The 15,671-nt window shown below is 61.1% G+C and carries 15 protein-coding genes, 1 tRNA gene and 1 pseudogene; 6 read left to right on the plus strand and 11 right to left on the minus strand.

The annotated features are described in order from the left end of the window. Positions 1-53: 53 nt before the first annotated feature. From obgE to rplU, 3 genes are all read right to left on the minus strand, one after another. On the minus strand, positions 54-1,163 hold the full coding sequence (gene obgE, locus H597_RS0102595; protein ID WP_028100747.1) for a GTPase ObgE: 1,110 nt from the start codon (positions 1,161-1,163) through the stop codon (positions 54-56). A gap of 454 nt (positions 1,164-1,617) precedes the next feature. Continuing rightward, positions 1,618-1,878, minus strand: coding sequence for a 50S ribosomal protein L27 (gene rpmA / locus H597_RS0102605; protein WP_028100749.1), 261 nt, complete (start codon positions 1,876-1,878; stop codon positions 1,618-1,620). A 43-nt stretch (positions 1,879-1,921) separates the two neighbouring features. Continuing rightward, on the minus strand, positions 1,922-2,233 hold the full coding sequence (gene rplU / locus H597_RS29500) for a 50S ribosomal protein L21 (RefSeq protein WP_035372880.1): 312 nt from the start codon (positions 2,231-2,233) through the stop codon (positions 1,922-1,924). A gap of 199 nt (positions 2,234-2,432) precedes the next feature. Here rplU and ispB point away from each other — a divergent pair, with 199 nt between their 5' ends. Continuing rightward, the gene (ispB, locus tag H597_RS0102615; RefSeq protein WP_035372883.1) at positions 2,433-3,410 is read left to right on the plus strand and encodes an octaprenyl diphosphate synthase; all 978 of its coding nucleotides are present in this window, start codon (positions 2,433-2,435) and stop codon (positions 3,408-3,410) included. Between the two features lie 72 nt (positions 3,411-3,482). Here the strand turns inward: ispB and H597_RS0102620 are convergent, their stop codons facing one another. From H597_RS0102620 to arsC, 3 genes are all read right to left on the minus strand, one after another. Then, positions 3,483-5,111, minus strand: a complete 1,629-nt coding sequence (locus H597_RS0102620) for an OFA family MFS transporter (protein ID WP_028100752.1) — start codon at positions 5,109-5,111, stop codon at positions 3,483-3,485. A 144-nt stretch (positions 5,112-5,255) separates the two neighbouring features. Next, positions 5,256-6,053, minus strand: coding sequence for a hypothetical protein (locus tag H597_RS0102625; RefSeq protein WP_028100753.1), 798 nt, complete (start codon positions 6,051-6,053; stop codon positions 5,256-5,258). A gap of 24 nt (positions 6,054-6,077) precedes the next feature. Continuing rightward, a complete protein-coding gene (gene arsC, locus H597_RS0102630; protein ID WP_028100754.1) occupies positions 6,078-6,425 on the minus strand; it encodes an arsenate reductase (glutaredoxin) in 348 nt (115 codons plus the stop codon). 93 nt (positions 6,426-6,518) lie between these two features. Here arsC and H597_RS0102635 point away from each other — a divergent pair. The 5 genes from H597_RS0102635 (at position 6,519) to H597_RS36160 (ending at position 8,838) form a co-directional block, all read left to right on the plus strand. Next, positions 6,519-6,595, plus strand: a tRNA-Pro gene (locus tag H597_RS0102635). A gap of 344 nt (positions 6,596-6,939) precedes the next feature. Next, the gene (locus H597_RS0102640; protein ID WP_028100755.1) at positions 6,940-7,434 is read left to right on the plus strand and encodes an Hcp family type VI secretion system effector; all 495 of its coding nucleotides are present in this window, start codon (positions 6,940-6,942) and stop codon (positions 7,432-7,434) included. Between the two features lie 9 nt (positions 7,435-7,443). Then, positions 7,444-7,839, plus strand: coding sequence for a caspase family protein (locus H597_RS0102645; RefSeq protein WP_028100756.1), 396 nt, complete (start codon positions 7,444-7,446; stop codon positions 7,837-7,839). After that, a complete protein-coding gene (locus H597_RS0102650; RefSeq protein WP_154667920.1) occupies positions 7,820-8,413 on the plus strand; it encodes a hypothetical protein in 594 nt (197 codons plus the stop codon). The genes H597_RS0102645 and H597_RS0102650 overlap by 20 nt, the downstream gene beginning before the upstream one ends. Before the next feature lie 8 nt (positions 8,414-8,421). After that, on the plus strand, positions 8,422-8,838 hold the full coding sequence (locus H597_RS36160; protein WP_307578179.1) for a type VI secretion system tube protein Hcp: 417 nt from the start codon (positions 8,422-8,424) through the stop codon (positions 8,836-8,838). A gap of 206 nt (positions 8,839-9,044) precedes the next feature. Here the strand turns inward: H597_RS36160 and H597_RS0102660 are convergent, their stop codons facing one another. The 5 genes and pseudogenes from H597_RS0102660 to H597_RS0102680 all read right to left on the minus strand — a co-directional run bounded on the left by H597_RS0102660 (position 9,045) and on the right by H597_RS0102680 (position 15,662). Beyond that, on the minus strand, positions 9,045-9,677 hold the full coding sequence (locus H597_RS0102660) for a glycoside hydrolase family 25 protein (protein WP_028100759.1): 633 nt from the start codon (positions 9,675-9,677) through the stop codon (positions 9,045-9,047). A 141-nt stretch (positions 9,678-9,818) separates the two neighbouring features. Beyond that, positions 9,819-11,084, minus strand: coding sequence for a sugar MFS transporter (locus H597_RS0102665; protein WP_028100760.1), 1,266 nt, complete (start codon positions 11,082-11,084; stop codon positions 9,819-9,821). A 21-nt stretch (positions 11,085-11,105) separates the two neighbouring features. Then, a pseudogene (locus H597_RS29510) lies at positions 11,106-13,532 on the minus strand (GH92 family glycosyl hydrolase). Next, complete coding sequence (locus H597_RS0102675) at positions 13,532-14,455, minus strand: carbohydrate kinase family protein (RefSeq protein ID WP_028100761.1); 924 nt, start codon at positions 14,453-14,455, stop codon at positions 13,532-13,534. The pseudogene H597_RS29510 and the gene H597_RS0102675 overlap by 1 nt, the downstream one beginning before the upstream one ends. After that, a complete protein-coding gene (locus H597_RS0102680) occupies positions 14,448-15,662 on the minus strand; it encodes an AGE family epimerase/isomerase (protein WP_028100762.1) in 1,215 nt (404 codons plus the stop codon). Before H597_RS0102680 ends, H597_RS0102675 begins: the two co-directional genes overlap by 8 nt. Positions 15,663-15,671 lie beyond the last annotated feature (9 nt).

Here is a 15,671-nt window from a genome sequence, read left to right on the forward strand (position 1 = left end):
GTGCGCGCCCCCGCGGTTGGCAGGGGCGGCAAAGTTAAGAGGTTGTCTCGATTTTAATCGAGAACTTTGAAACGTGGGTCGTCCGGGTCGATCGAAGAGATGCCGCGCGCTTCTTCGGTCATCTGCACTTCTTCCGAGCGCTGCTCGGCGTAGCGCTGCTTCTCCAGGTGCAGGTAGATGGCGTTGACCAGCTCCTGCGTGCCTTCGTGCGACAGCGCGGAGATTTCGAACACCGGGCCCTTGAAGCCGAACTTCTTGACGAAGTCCTTGACCTTCTTGGCGCGCTCTTCTTCCGGAATCACGTCCAGCTTGTTCAGCACCAGCCAGCGCGGCTTATCGCCCAGGGCTGGATCGTACTTCTGCAGTTCCTTGACCAGGGCCTTGGCTTCCTTCACCGGATCGACCGTCGCCTCGAACGGCGCCAGGTCGACGATGTGCAGCAGCAGGCCGGTGCGCGACAGGTGGCGCAGGAACTGGTGGCCCAGGCCCGCACCTTCAGCGGCGCCTTCGATCAGGCCGGGAATGTCGGCGATCACGAACGATTTTTCGTGCGACACGCGTACCACGCCCAGGTTCGGGTGCAGGGTGGTGAACGGGTAGTCGGCGATCTTCGGACGGGCATTCGATACCGCGGTGATGAAGGTCGACTTGCCGGCATTCGGCATACCCAGCAGGCCGACGTCGGCCAGCACCTTCAGTTCCAGGCGCAGTTCGCGGCGCTCGCCGTCCTTGCCGTCGGTCTTCTGGCGCGGTGCGCGGTTGGTCGACGTCTTGAAGTGGATGTTGCCCCAGCCGCCCTCGCCGCCCTTGGCCAGCATTTCCATCTGGCCGTGTTCGGTCATGTCGGCGATAATTTCGCCCGACACTTCGTCGATGATCAGGGTGCCGACCGGCATGCGCAGGAAGATGTCGTCCGCGCCCTTGCCGTAGCAGTCGGAGCCGCGGCCGGATTCGCCGTTGCCGGCGCGGTGCATCTTGGAGTAGCGATAGTCCACCAGCGTATTGACGTTACGGTCGGCGACCGCCCAGATGCTGCCGCCTTTGCCGCCGTCGCCGCCGTCAGGGCCGCCGAACGGACGGAATTTTTCACGGCAAAAAGAGGCGCAGCCATTACCGCCGCTGCCGGCGATGACTTCGATACGTGCTTCGTCAATAAACTTCATCTGGTAGTACTCCGAATAACCTCGTCCTACGGGGCGAGGTGTGAGATAGGCCGAGCGCGCATCGATTGGTCAATCGCCCGGTTCGGGCTAACGTGCGCCAGTCGGCAAAATACTGTATTTACTTACAGCCAAATTCTTGCTGGCCTAATGCCTTATGCTAGCGCACAAAACTGTCGAACATGACGCTAGTCTTGCAGAAGGCCTTGAACGTTTCCCTATTTCTGCTCGCATTGGGCACATTCACAACGCGAGGCCGAAAGGTATCGCAGGACTTGGAATACGAGAATGAACTGGATCATTCTCCGTCGCAGGTGTGCGACGCGGGCTGCGGGAGTCTCCAGCCTTCATGCTGGAGGGGACATCAAGCGACCACCTTGAAAACCAAAAAGGCCCTACCACTGGCAGAGCCTTTTGGAGAGAAGGCTTGCGCCTTGCTGTACCTGTATTTGCTGGATTAAGCAGCAGCTACGACGGTAACGTACTTCTTGCTGTCCGGACCCTTGGTCACGAACTTCACAACGCCGTTCACCAGTGCGAACAGGGTGTGGTCCTTACCGGTGCCGACGCCTTCGCCAGCGGACACTGGGGTGCCGCGTTGACGGATGATGATGCCACCAGCATTGATGGTCTGGCCGCCGTACACTTTAACGCCAAGGCGTTTTGATTCAGAGTCGCGACCGTTGCGGGTAGTACCGCCGCCTTTTTTGTGTGCCATTTAGTTACTCCTTGATAGCTCGGTGAGTCTTGATGAACAGCGATTAGCCGTTGATCGAAACGATTTGGATTTCGGTGAAGTTTTGGCGATGGCCTTGACGCTTCTGGTAGTGCTTACGACGACGCATCTTGAAGATACGTACTTTATCGTGACGACCTTGGGCGATAACTTTCACCAGAACCGATGCACCTGCAACCAGTGGAGCACCAAACTTGATGCTGTCGCCCGCGCCAACGGCGAGAACCTGGTCGATAGTGATTTCGGAACCAATGTCAGCCGGCAACTGTTCTACTTTAATTTTTTCGCCAGCAGCAACTTTGTATTGTTTGCCGCCGGTTTTTATGACCGCGTACATGATTGGAAACCTCTTAAATTGTTAATAAGTCCCGTGCCCAACACCCAAAAACAACAGGGCGGAAGCCAGGGAACCGCTGATTATACATAGTTTTGGACATCGGGTCAAAAGCTATTGTCGACGGGCGGCCGTCGTGGTATGTCGGCAACGAGTAACGTATAATCGCGGCACTATTTCCAACGTTACCAGCAGGTTTGCCTTGTCGAACAACGCCCAGAACACCATCACCAGCACCATTGCCGCCGATATGGACGCGGTCAATTCGGTGATACGCCAGCGCCTCCACTCGGAGGTGGCCCTGGTCAACCAGATTGCTGAATATATCATCAGCGCGGGCGGCAAGCGAATCCGTCCGGTTTTGGTGCTGCTGGTGGCGAATGCCTACCATTATCAGGGGGCGGCCCACCACGAGCTGGCCGCTGTCGTGGAGTTCATCCACACCGCCACCCTGCTGCACGACGACGTTGTTGACGAATCGTCAATGCGCCGCGGCCGCCAGACTGCCAACGCGCTGTTCGGCAATGCCGCTTCGGTGCTGGTGGGCGACTTCCTGTACTCGCGCGCCTTCCAGATGATGGTGTCGCTCGATTCCATGCGCGTGATGCAGATCCTGTCCGACGCCACCAATGTGATCGCCGAAGGCGAAGTGCTGCAGCTGCTGAATATGCACGACCCGGACGTGAGCGAAGAAAGCTACCTGCAGGTGATCCGCTCCAAAACCGCCAAGCTGTTCGAGGCGGCGGCGGAACTGGGCGCCCTGGTGGCCGGCGCATCCGACGCCGATATCGCTGCGGCAGGCGAGTATGGCCGCTCGCTGGGCACCGCCTTCCAGCTGATCGACGACGTGCTCGATTACGCCGGCGACGCGGAGGAAATCGGCAAGAACGTGGGCGACGACCTGCGCGAAGGCAAACCTACCCTGCCGCTGATCTGGCTGATGGAGAACGGCACCGAAGAACAGCGCGCCCTGGTGCGCTCCTGCATCGAGAACGGCGACGAGCAGCACTTCGACACCATCCTGGCCGCCATCACCAATAGCGGCGCCCTGGATTACACCCGCCGCGCCGCCCAGGTGGCCGCGCAGCGCGCCATCGACGCGATTGCCGGCATGCCGGACAGCGTCTACAAGCAGTCCTTGCTGCAGCTGGCCCGCTTCTCGGTGGACCGCAGCCACTAAAAATGAAACGGCGCCCTGAGGCGCCGTTGTCGCAAAGGCGGGCATTGCCCGCCTTTTTCTTTTCTTGCTCGCTTACTTGAACAGTACTACCGCTTTCTGCAAAGTGATCCAGATGCCGATCGCCAGCGGAATGCCCACTGCTATCCAGGCAAAGGAAACCACGGCCGGATTGCCGCCGCCGCCCGCAACGGCAACGCGCGCTCCGTTTTGCGACGCGGCCTCGCGTTCATGCGCCAGTTTCTTCTCGTCGGCCAGTTCGGCATCGGACATGAAATAGCGCGCGGCGATAGGTCGCACCAGCAGGTTGCAGAGCAGTCCCAATACGATCAGGCCGGCCAGCACATACATGGTGATGTCGTACACCTGCGCCTTCGGCACGCCCGCCGCCAGCTGGTATTCGCGCAGGTAGGTGACCAGGATCGGCCCCAGGATGCCGGCCGCCGACCACGCTGTCAGCAGGCGGCCGTGGATCGCGCCCACCATCTGGGTGCCGAACAGGTCGGCCAGGTATGCCGGAATGGTGGCAAAGCCGCCGCCGTACATCGACAGGATGACGCAGAAGGCCGCGACGAACAGGGCCAGCTGGCCGTTATGCGACAGCGACGGGATCGACGCGTACAGCACAAAGCCCAGCACGAAGAACACGAAATAAGTCGCTTTGCGGCCGATGAAGTCCGAGCAGGTCGACCAGAAGAAGCGGCCGCCAATATTGAACAGCGACAGCAGGCCGGTAAAGCCAGCCGCAATCGCCGCCGTCTGGCCCTTCTGCGCCGCAGTCAGGTCGTTGAATGGAATGTCCAGGCCAATCAGCCTGCCGCCGAACACTTCCTGCAGCAGCGGCGAAGCCATGCCCAGGATGCCGATACCGGCCGAGACGTTCAGCCAGAGCACACCCCACAGCAGCCAGAACTGAGGAATATTCCACACCTTGCGGGCATGGATATGGCGGGTGGTGATCATGGCGTTATTGGTTTGCGCTACCGGCGCCGTCCAGCCTTCCGGCTTCCAGCCGGCGGCAGGAATGCGGTAGGCCAGCGCGCCCGCCATCATGAAGACGAAGTAGATCGCTGCCAAGACGAGGAAGGTTTCCCAGACGCCGACCGAGTTTGGCGTGGCGAAGAATTTCATCAGCTTGTCGGCCAGCGGTGCGCCGATCATGGCGCCGCCACCAAAGCCCATGATGGCCATGCCGGTGGCCATGCCGCGACGGTCAGGGAACCATTTGATCAGCGTCGATACCGGCGAAATATAACCCAGTCCCAGGCCGATACCGCCAATCAGGCCGGAGCCCAGCCACATCAGCGTAATCTGGTGCAGGTAAACGCCCAGCGCCGAAATCACCAGGCCGCCGCACCAGCAGACGGCAGACACCACACCGGCCTTGCGCGGGCCGACGCGTTCCAGCCAGCCGCCGAACGTGGCCGCCGCGGCGCCGAGGAACACGAAGAACATCGTGTACATCCAGCCCAGCATGGAGATTTTCCAGTCGCAGCTGGAAGAAAAGATCTCGGCGAAGAAACCCATATCAGCCGGACAGGCGATCGATTCCTTGATGCCGAGCGCATGCGACAGCGGCAGCCAGAAGACGGAGAAGCCGTAAGCCATGCCGATGCAAAGATGAATGGCCAGCGCCGCAGGCGGCACCAGCCATCGGTTAAATCCGGGAGCGGCGACAGTCCGCTCCTTGTCTAGAAAGCCCATATTTACCCCTTATTGTTAATTGGACGAATCAGAAAAAAATCGCATACCCAGATGCGCGCGCGATTATCACGAGTTATTTCCGATTTGTTAAACCAAATTTACAATTTGAGAGAAATTTAGACGTTTTCCTTTACATTCTCTTCGCTACTGCCCCTTGAGCGCAATGATGCGCCGGCGCGCAAAATACGCCATCCATGCATGCGGAGCGACCGACGGATAGCGCAGCTTTCCAAGCACCATCCAGGCATCGCGATAGGCCAGCCAGCTGCGCTGCGGTTCAAGCGCAGGTTTCAGCAGACTCATTTCACGTTCGGCACGGGCAGCATCGTCCGCCGAAAACGAGGGCAGTTTGCCGGCCTCAAACTCCTGCAACGCGTCCAGGATTTCCGAGCGCTGCACAGCGTCGCTTGCTTGGCGCCGCAGCTGCTGCAGCGCAGCCTTCTCGCTATCGGTCCAGCGAGCGGACAGCGTATCGATGCGGGCACCGCGTTCCTGGTCGGTCAAATCTGTACGGATTGCGGCGCAACGGGCGCCGAGATGGCTGCTTGCAGCATCATCGCAAATGTCGATCTTCGGCGAAGGACCTTCCTTGCCGGTTTGCATACGCGTCAGCCTGGACAGGCGCGCTTCGGTTTCTGGCGCCAGGGCGTTCGAGCGGCAGGCCGCCATCTTCGCCACGGCGTAATTGCGCGGCACGCCAAGCCCGTTCGCGTAGAGCATCATCAGGACGTCGTGCCTGTCGTTTGCAAAAGCGCAGTGGCGCGCTTTGACGTAGTCGAAATGCACACCGATGCCGTAATACAGCTTGTCTGCGTCGCAATCCTTCAATGCCGCAGCCTGCTCCGCCGTCGGTCGGTGCGAGAAGGGATAGGTGGCAAGCATGTCGATCTCGCATTCCGCGGTGTCGGCTTGCGCGCTAGCCGCCAGAACGGCCGCCGACATTCCAAAGGCAAGGAGATGGCGCACTTAAAGGATCTCGTTGACCGTTTCAGGCGGGCGGCACAGACGCACCCCCTTGTCCGTCACCACGAAGGGACGATTGATCAACTCTGGATGCGCCATCATGGCGTCGACCAGCTTATCTTCCGAAAGAGATTCATCGCCCAGGCCAAGCTGGTCGTACAGCTCGCCCTTGTTGCGCATGGCGCCGCGCGCCGTCAGGCCGGCCCGTGCGATCAGGTCCACCAGTACTTCACGCGAAGGCGGCGCTTTCAGGTATTCGACGATCTCCGGCTCGATGCCAGCCGCGCGGATCAGGGCCAGCGCACCGCGCGAATTGCTGCACGCGTTGTTGTGATAAATGGTAATTCCCATGGTGCAAATCAAAATGTCTGAAAGACGCACTATATCATCGGGCTGGGTGTTGATAAATGCATAAAATTATGGGTAAAATCACCTTACACCAGTCGGGGTGTAGCTTAGCCCGGTAGAGCGCTACGTTCGGGACGTAGAGGCCGGAGGTTCGAATCCTCTCACCCCGACCACAGAAACCCAGACATAACTGCAGTTCTGCGGCCGAGTTTTCCAGAAGGGCGGCGACATCTCGACCGACTGACCTAGCCCACCCCGACGTCACTTTCCGCGGTCTGCCCGGCTTTGCGCCGAGGCTCAGGCTGGCTGCTATCTATTTCTTCTCGCCTGCATTGATCAATCGCAGTTAATGGTCCAAGCCGCTGTGCCACACTGAAACTTGCCCGTCGACTTCGTTCCGTAAGTGCCGTCTACATTGTCCACGCAAGCTTTGCTAATTTTCCTGCCGACGACACCGCTGAACGAGCAGCCCGCCAAGCAGTCCCTTCTAAATAAACCGGACAAGGAGCCTAACATCATGGCAATCGACGTCTATCTGCAAATTGAAGGTATCAAAGGCGAGTCCCAGGACGACAAACACAAAGAGTGGATTGAGGTGACCAGTGTTCATTGGGGCATCCATCAACCACGCAGCGGCACGGCTTCGACAGCCGGCGGCCATACGGCAGAGCGCGTGTCGATGTCCGACATTTCGTTCTCCAAATTGGCGGACCTGTCCTCCCCTGTCCTCGCGCAGACATGTGCCGCCGGCAAGACGATACCCAGAGCCAGGTTCGAGTTCTTCCGCGCCGATGGCAATGGGACCCGCGTCAAATACTTTGAAATCGAACTCGCGAACGTCTTGATCGGAATGGTCAAGCCGCATCTCGGCGGCGATGAATCGTATTTGTGTGAGACAGTGAACCTGAAATATTCCAAGGTGAACTGGACCTACACCCAGCAGAAAATCAGTGGAGGTATGGCTGGCTCCACGGTGGGCGGCTGGGATTTGGCAGCCAACAAGATCGTGTAGAGGTGCGCCATGCCTGTCGATATCGAAAAGTTCGCGAAACATCTGCGTAACCATGCGCTTAGGGACCACCACGGCCAAGGGAAATGTGGCGAGTACGTCAGAAAAGCACTACAGGCTGGCGGTGCGCATTTTAACGAGTTCAGCCCGCCGCGTTATGGAAAGCTTTATCGCTTAACCTTGGAGCGGCTCGGATTCCACGAAATAACGGTGGACGATCCTGACAAGTTCAATTTCATTCGCGGCGACGTTATGGTAATGGAGCCGCACACGGGTAGCATAGCCGGCCACGTTGCCGGATATGACGGGAAAGATTGGATATCGGATTTTGTCCAGACCGATTTTTGGGCCGGGCCCGCTTATCGCAGTCAAAAACCAAGGCCCGCGTATGCTGTCTACCGCTATTAGAAAAATTGCCGCTGCAGTCCTGTTCGGAATCAGCGTAGCAGCTCTGGCTGCCACGGGTGGGAATAAACCGCCCCGCTTTCTGACGGTTCCGGCATTGGGGCTGCGCTTGCCACTTGATCGGATCAACCTTGAGCTGTTTCCTGAGGACTTGCGGCTAAGGTGCAGCCAGCTCGAGGATGAATTCGTCACAAGCCGCGTATGGATATTTGGGCGCACGCAGGGAGGGTCGAAAACGTATTACGTACTGACTGGCTATTTCACGCGATTGAACAAAGAGCCGGAGCAAAATCTATACGAATTTTGGAATAATGGGGCAGTCTATACCGTGACGAGCAGCAAGTGCGGCGGCGATGACGCAACGGAGACATTCGCAACGCATGATCCTAACGCCGACAAAGATGGCAATGTGCCCGATCCAATCCTGCGAGAGTTAGCCCGCGACCTTGCCGCCAGAACAGTTCGGGCAGCTGGAGGTCCTGACCGCCTACGCAGTGAAATCAAGAAACAGCACATCGACTTCCATAAACTCGCACCCGAGCTGCAGGAAGCGTTCGCCCAATATTTCGCGAGGTGAGCTGGAAGGTGCAGAAAGGCGTTGATCTGTCGACTGAGACAAGAGGCCGCACTACACTCACTCCCGCTACTACAGGTCAGGCGGCAACACCCCCTTCTGGCGGCGACCGCCGCCCTGGCCATACGGCGGAGCGGATGGCGATGTCCGACGTCTCCCTCTGCAAGTTGGCAGATCGCTCTTCCCCGATCCTCGCCCAAACCTGCGCAGCCGGCAAAACAATACCCGAGGTTAAGTTCGAGTTCTTCCGAGCAGACGGCAGTGGAACGCGGGTCAAATATATTGAGATCGATCTGTCGAAGGGGCTGCAGCGCGAGAGATTGTTGAATCAAACGGCCACCATATTCAGCCCAACTGCAATGCTGATCAAGGCGACCTGGACCACCGCATTGACGGTGTCTACTGTGCGTAAGGCCCTACGGAGGTGAACGCAAAGGGCAGCCACTATCGGTGCGGATCAGCGCGGTCGCGTGATCGTCGGAAGAGAGATTAAGTAAAACGTGGTAGACCAGGGTCAGACCCAAGGGTCTGACCCGCAAATGCTGCGGTTGCTGGCAAATGCCATATTTCCCACTAATCGCGAAGTACCCAAAAACATCGGCCTTGTGTCGGGATAGAATTTGAAGAGGCTAGGTCAGTGGTATTGACCGTTCCAGAACTGTGGCAGTTGTTCGGCGGTGCCGTTGAACTGATCGCGGTCGCAGCGCCCGATTCCATCCACGCTGTGCGGTTCGGGGCCGACGCCGCCGTCCGTATACTGCCAGAGCGTCCATTTGTCCCACACTTTGGGAATCAGCGGCGCCTTGCCATATTGGGCGATCCACAGCCAGCATTTGGACAGCTCCGTCTGGCCTGGCGAAGTGATGCCCGCCTTGGCCAGCGCTTCCTTGATGGTGTGGCCGGAATACAGGCCGGGATAGCGGCCCGTTTGCGTGAACACGTAGTGCACGAATTCCTCCGCTTCCTGCAGGCTCATGTCCTGGCCCTGGGGGTTGGGTTCGAAGTCTAGGACCAGCAATGTGTCCTTGCCGGCCACAGAGATCAGCCAGTCCGCCTGTGCGCTTGCATCGCCTGCCGTGCCGAAATGATAGGCGCCGAACTTTAAGCCGGCGGCATCGCACAACTCTCGATGCTGGCGGAAGGTGGGGTCGGCGTACTTGGTTCCCTGCGTTGCTTTCTGAAATACGCCCAATACACCGGCCTTCTTGGCTGCCGCCAGGCTCGTAATCGAGTTGTGGTGCGATAGGTCGACAATAGCATTCAGCATGGCTGCCTCCTTGGGTGGCTGTGAATGGTTTACCCTTGCCAGTATAGGATGTGCTTCGGCCGGGATTCTCTCCAATTCTATTTCACCGCAATGCTATCGGCTGATCGTCGCTGCCCTGCTCGCCAGGTCCGGCGTCGTGCCTTAGCGGGCCGCATACATGGCGGAATATTTCGCGCCAAAATAGAGGATAAAGGCGTAGCAGGCGGCAGGCAGCATGAACGATGCCTGGACGCCGATCGCATCGGCCAGCGCGCCTTGGGCAAACGGCACCAGGGCGCCGCCGACAATGGCCATGCAAAGGATGCCCGAGCCCTGTCCCGTGTACTTGCCCAAACCGTGCAGCGCCATGCTGAAGATGGTCGGGAACATGATCGAGTTGCACAGGCCGACAGCGAGGATGGCCCACATCGCGACACTGCCTTTGCCGAATGCAGCAGCCAGCACCAGCGCAATCGCCACCAGGGCATTGACGGCCAGCGTCTTGCCGGGGCTGGCCACGCGCATTACCGCGAAGCCGATGAAGCGGCCAACCATGGCGCCGCCCCAATAGACACTGACGTAGTTAGCCGCGTCGGCATGCGACAAGCCCGCGATGTGCGCCTCGCCGAGGAAGTTGATCAGGAAGCTGCCGATACTGACTTCCGCGCCCACGTACAGGAAGATGCCGATTGCACCCAGCACAAGATGGCGGTGGGCCCAGGCCGATCCATGGCCCTCGCCTGCCAGCGACACATCGTCGCAGTCGGCGATCCGGGGCAACCTGGCGAAGTAGAACAGCACTGCCAGCAAGGCGAGTGCGCCGGCCAGCGCCAGATAGGGGCCGCGTACAGTGGCGGCGTCCGCGGCCACGCCACTCGCCGCACCAACAGTCGACAGGATCAGCAAGCCGCCAAACTTCGGTCCGATCGTCGTGCCGAGGGAGTTGAACGCCTGCGTCAGGTTCAAGCGGCTGGATGCGGTGCGCGGCGGGCCAAGCACCGTCACATAGGGGTTGGCGGCCACCTGCAGCACGGTGATACCAGAGGCCAGGACGAAGAACGCCAGCAGGAACAGGCCATAACCGCCGGACGACGCCGGGTAAAACAACACGCAGCCGCCTGCCGCGATCAGCAGGCCGGCCACGGCGCCTTTCTGGTAGCCGATACGGCGGATCAGAGCACCCGCCGGCAGCGAGACGATGAAGTAGGCGCCGAAGAAGCAGAGTTGAACCAGCATCGCCTGAAAGTAGGACAGCGTGTAAATCGCCTTCAGGTGCGGAATCAGGATGTCGTTCAACGACGTGATCAAGCCCCACATGAAGAACAGCAATGTGACGATAACCAGCGCGCTGGTGTTGCTTCCGTTTTGGGTGCCCTCTGCCGCTGCCGGCACTGCTGCGGGCGCGGTGTTGTGTGCCATGTTTGCCATGCTTGTCTCCTCGGTTTTCTCTTAAATGCCCGCGGGCGGGTGCGGCAGGTCGCGGCCATGCGTGCCCCAGCCTTTAGGGTCGGGCTGCGGCGCAAGCTCAAATTCCAGCGTACCGGCCGACTGCAGCTGCTCCCAGTCCAGCCACACGCGCGACAGCGGCCGGCCGGCCCATTGCACGGATTGCACAAAGCGGCGCTCGCCGGGCTCGGCTTGGGGCGCTTCGATGCGCAGGATGCGGCCTTGCGGCAGCTCGATCTCGGCCCGCGCAAAGCGCGGCGCGTGCAGCAGGAAGCGGCCGCTGCCCGGCGCATCCGGATACAGCCCCAGGGCGCTGAACAGGTACCAGGCCGACATGGTGCCCAGGTCGTCGTTGCCGGTCACGCCGCTTGGGCCATTGCCGAACAGGGTTTCAGCTGCGCGCAGCACGGTGGTGGTTTTCCAGGGCTGGCCCATCAAGGTGTACATCCACGGCGTATGGAGGTCGGGCTCGTTATTCGGGTTGTAGCGGAACTGGCTGTAGTAGCTGTAGGCACCAACCACCCACGACTTGCGCACGGCTGCGGGATCGGCCTGCACGGCGTCGTAGTCGAAGAACTGGTCGAGGCGCTGCAGGGCCTTGGCCTGCCCGCCCATTGCAGCAGCCAGACCTGGAATATCCTGTGGTACCAGCCATTGGTACTGCCAGGCTGTGCCCTCGTGGAAGCCGCGCTCCCCGCGCGGGTCGTAGCCGCCGCCCACGTCGGCGAACCAGCTGCCATCGAGAAAGCGCGGCCGGGGGAAGCCCTGCAAGCCGCTTGGCGCGTCGAGCACCGAAGGATCCCACACTTTGCGCCAGTTGAGGGCGCGCTGCCCAAGCACCTGCGCATCCTTATGCTGGCCGAGAGACTTTGCCATGACGGCCAGCGAACTGTCGGCCAGGGCGTATTCCAGCGTGGCCGACGCGCCATGGTGCGGGTCGATGTCCATACCCTTGGAAACGAAACCGCGATCGTACTGCACGAACCCCTGGCGCATATAGCTTGGGTTGCCCGCACGGCCTTATGCGCGGTTGGCTTGCGGCGGTACGCCGAACGCGTTCTCGCGCAGCGCTGCGTAGGCCTCGCGTTCACGTCCTTTCAGCGCGCCGTAGCGCCAAAGGTCGACCATGAACGGCGTGACCGGATCGCCAGTCATCACATTGCTGTCGAAATTGGCGTAGCCCCAACGCGGCAGCCAGCCGCCTTCAGCGCGGATCTTCAGCACGGATTGCGCAATGTCGCGGGCACGCTGCGGGCGCAGGAGGGCCAGCAACTGGTTCTGCGCCCGGTAGGTATCCCATAGCGAGAAGAACTCGTAGTAAGTCCAATCCCTGGCGGTGTGGATCGCGTAGTCGTAGCCGCGATAGCGCCCATCGGCGTCGCTGCCGGTCAGCGGCTGCAGCAGGGCATGATACAAGGCGGTATAGAAGACGGTGCGGTCGTCGCTGCGGCCGCCTTCGATACGCACGCTGCCCAGTTCTTTTTTCCAGGCTGCCTGGGCCTGGGCGCGCATGGCGTCGAAGCTTAAGGGCTGGCCGGCCGCCATCCCTTCGGCGCGCAGGTTGACGCGGGCGCCTTCGGCGTCGACGTGGGAAATCGCACTGACTGCCGTCACGGCCGGTGCCGTCTTCAGATCGAAGGTCAGCCAGACGCCATGCGGTCTGCTGTCTCCCTGCTGGCTGGGGCCTTTCGCCCCCGGCCAGCCGCCCCGATCGTCCCATATGCCGTGGGCCACGAATGGCTGGTCGAACATGATGCGGAACCAGGTGGTGTATTGGGCGCCACCGCAAAAGCTTTTGGTGACAATCTTGCCTTCGACGCTGCGGTCGTCCAGCACGCGCACTTCGCTGCCGACCACCGAATGGCGCTCGTTAGCCTGGCCCAGGTTGAGCAGCACATGGCCTGTACCGGTACCGGCGGCGAAGGTGTAGCGTTCGGCCGCGGCGCGAGTCAGCGCAGTTGTCTCCGCCGTAATGCCGCCGTAGCTGGTGAGCCGGACTTTGTAATAGCCGGCCTGGCCAACTTCGCCTTCATGGGTGTATTCGGCGGCGTAGCGCTTGTAGTCGAAACTGTTCGCTTTGGCGGTATCGAAATCGCCGCCGGAGCCGATACGGCCGGTCACCGGCAGTACCGACAACTGCCCGCCCTGCTCCCAGCAGCCGGCGCCGGACAGGAAGGAATGACCGAAGCCGCGGATACGCGCGTCGCTGTAACGCCATCCCGCGTAATGCTCCCCGGTCGGGCTGACCTGGATCATGCCGAATGGGGCCGAGGCGCCGGGGAAGGTGTTGCCTTCATCCTGGCTGCCGATGAAGGTGTTGACCGGCATGCTGTCAGGCTTCATTGGCTGCGCGCCCTGGGCGCCGTGGGCGCCCATTTGCAACAGTGCCAGGCAGGCGAGACGCAGCAGGGCGAATCGAATGCGGATCATCACATTACCTCCATCTGGATCTGTTCGAACAGCCGGTCCATGGCAGCGGGATGCGGCGGCGTGGCGCCGGCCTGCATGCACGCGGCGGAACCTGCCGCCAGCGCGGCGTGCAGGTGCGACGGCAGCGCGCGATCCGGATGGCGGGAGAGGCTATGCAACAGTCCCGCCACACTGGCGTCGCCGGCACCGACCGTATCCACCACCTCCACCCTCGGCGCACGGGCATCGGCGCGCTGAGTACCGTGAAACAGGCTTGCTCCCTGGCCGCCGCGCGTTACCAGGCAATATGCATCGGGATTGATGGCGCGCAGCCGCTTCAGCGCCACGTCCAGCCCAATGCCGGGGAACAGCCCACGTAAATCGTCGTCGGAAACCTTGATCATATCGGCCAGTTCCGCCATCCGGCGCAGGGTAGGCACATAGCTTTCATCCATCACATTGCGGAAGTTGGGGTCGTAGCTGATCGCGACGCCCTGGGCTTTCAGCTTTCCAGCCAACGCCACCAGCCGGGTGGCCAGCGGTTCGCGCGCCAGGCTGATGCCGCCGAAATGCGCCCAGCGTAATTCGGATGACCATCCTTCCGGCAGCGTCTCAGGGTCGAAGTGCAGATCGGCGCTATCGTCGCCGATGAAGAAATAGCGCGGCGGTTCGCCCTGCTCCACCACAGCCAGCAGCGGCGACCGTTGCACGCGTTGCAGTGTGCGCAGGTCCAGCCCAACGGCTTCGCTGGCGCTCCACAGCGCATCGCCGAAGCGGTCGCCGCTGATCGCGCCGGCGAAGGCGGTGCGCTCGCCGAGGGCAGCCAGGGCGCGCGCCACGTTCCACGTCGAGCCGCCGACGCGGCTCACCCATTGTTCGTCGCCCTGGTGGATCATGTCGGTCAGCGCCTCGCCGGCGCACAGCATCAGCGGCGCGTCACGCATGGTTCGCCCCGTCCAGCACCCGCACGATGTCGTAGCAGGCGCCCATGGTGTGATAATCCACTTTGCCGGCCGGGCTCTTCTCGTCGCTCAATTTGCGGTTTTCGCGGTCGAGGATGCGGAACCAGGCGCCGTGCTCATGGTCGACCAGATGCGTCCAGCTGTATTCCCAAAGCCGCTGGTACCAGCCCCAATACAGGCCGTTGCCAGTGCGCTGGGCCAGCATGGCGGCCGCCGCGGTGCTTTCGGCCTGCACCCAGAAGTATTTGTGGAAGTCGCAGATGGTAAGGTCCGGCGCCAGCGAGTAGCACAAGCCGCCGTGCTCGACGTCCCACCCCTTGTCCACGGCCACACGGAACAGTCGTTCGGCGGTCGGCAGCAGCCAGCCCAGGTCTTTTTGCAGCGCCGCGCCGCGCTCCTCCAGCTGCAACAGCAATTTCGCCCATTCAGTGAAATGGCCCGGCTGATAGCCCCAGGGGCGGAACAGGTTTTCCGGGTCGTCGATATTGAAGCGCCAGTCCGGCTGCCAGTCGGCCCTGTAGTGCTCCCATACCAGGCCGCCGCAGCGCTCGGCCTGGCGCTGGGTGATGTTATAGGCGACCGTATAGGCGCGTTCCAGGTAGCGAAGTTCGCCGGTGGCCTGGTGGGCGGCCAGCAGCGCTTCGCAAGCGTGCATGTTCGCGTTCTGGCCGCGATAGGCTGACAGCACGCTCCAGTCTTGACTCGCTTCGTCGGCATACAGCCCGGCCTTCGCATCCCAGAAACGGTGCTCCATCAGCGCGAAGGTTTCGCCGATCCAGTCGCGCGCTTCTTCCAGTCCCGCCATGGTGGCGTGCGCATAGGCCAGCAGCACAAAGGCCAGTCCGTAGGCATGCTGGGTGCCGTCTTCCACTTCGCGTCCGTTCAGCATCCAGGCATAGCCACCGCCTTTGGGATCGCGGTGCGCTTCCCGCACAAAACGCAAGGCATTCCTCAAGCCGGCCAGATAAGCCGGATCGGGGAAATGGCGGCAGGCCATCGCATAGGTGAACACAAAGCGCGTGCTGCTGACCAGGTGCCGATGCTGCGCGTCGTAGACCGTGCCGTCGTCCTTGAAATAGTGATAAAGGCCGCCGGCCGGGTCGATCGCGCGCGGGTGGTAGAAGCGCATGGTGTGCTGGGCATGCCCGAGCAGGACGGCAGGGTCGCGGAAATTCGGGAAATTGGTCATATTGGGCAA

Origin of the sequence: Pseudoduganella violaceinigra DSM 15887 (assembly GCF_000425385.1) — a bacterium.
Classification (GTDB): Bacteria; Pseudomonadota; Gammaproteobacteria; order Burkholderiales; family Burkholderiaceae_D; genus Rugamonas; species Rugamonas violaceinigra.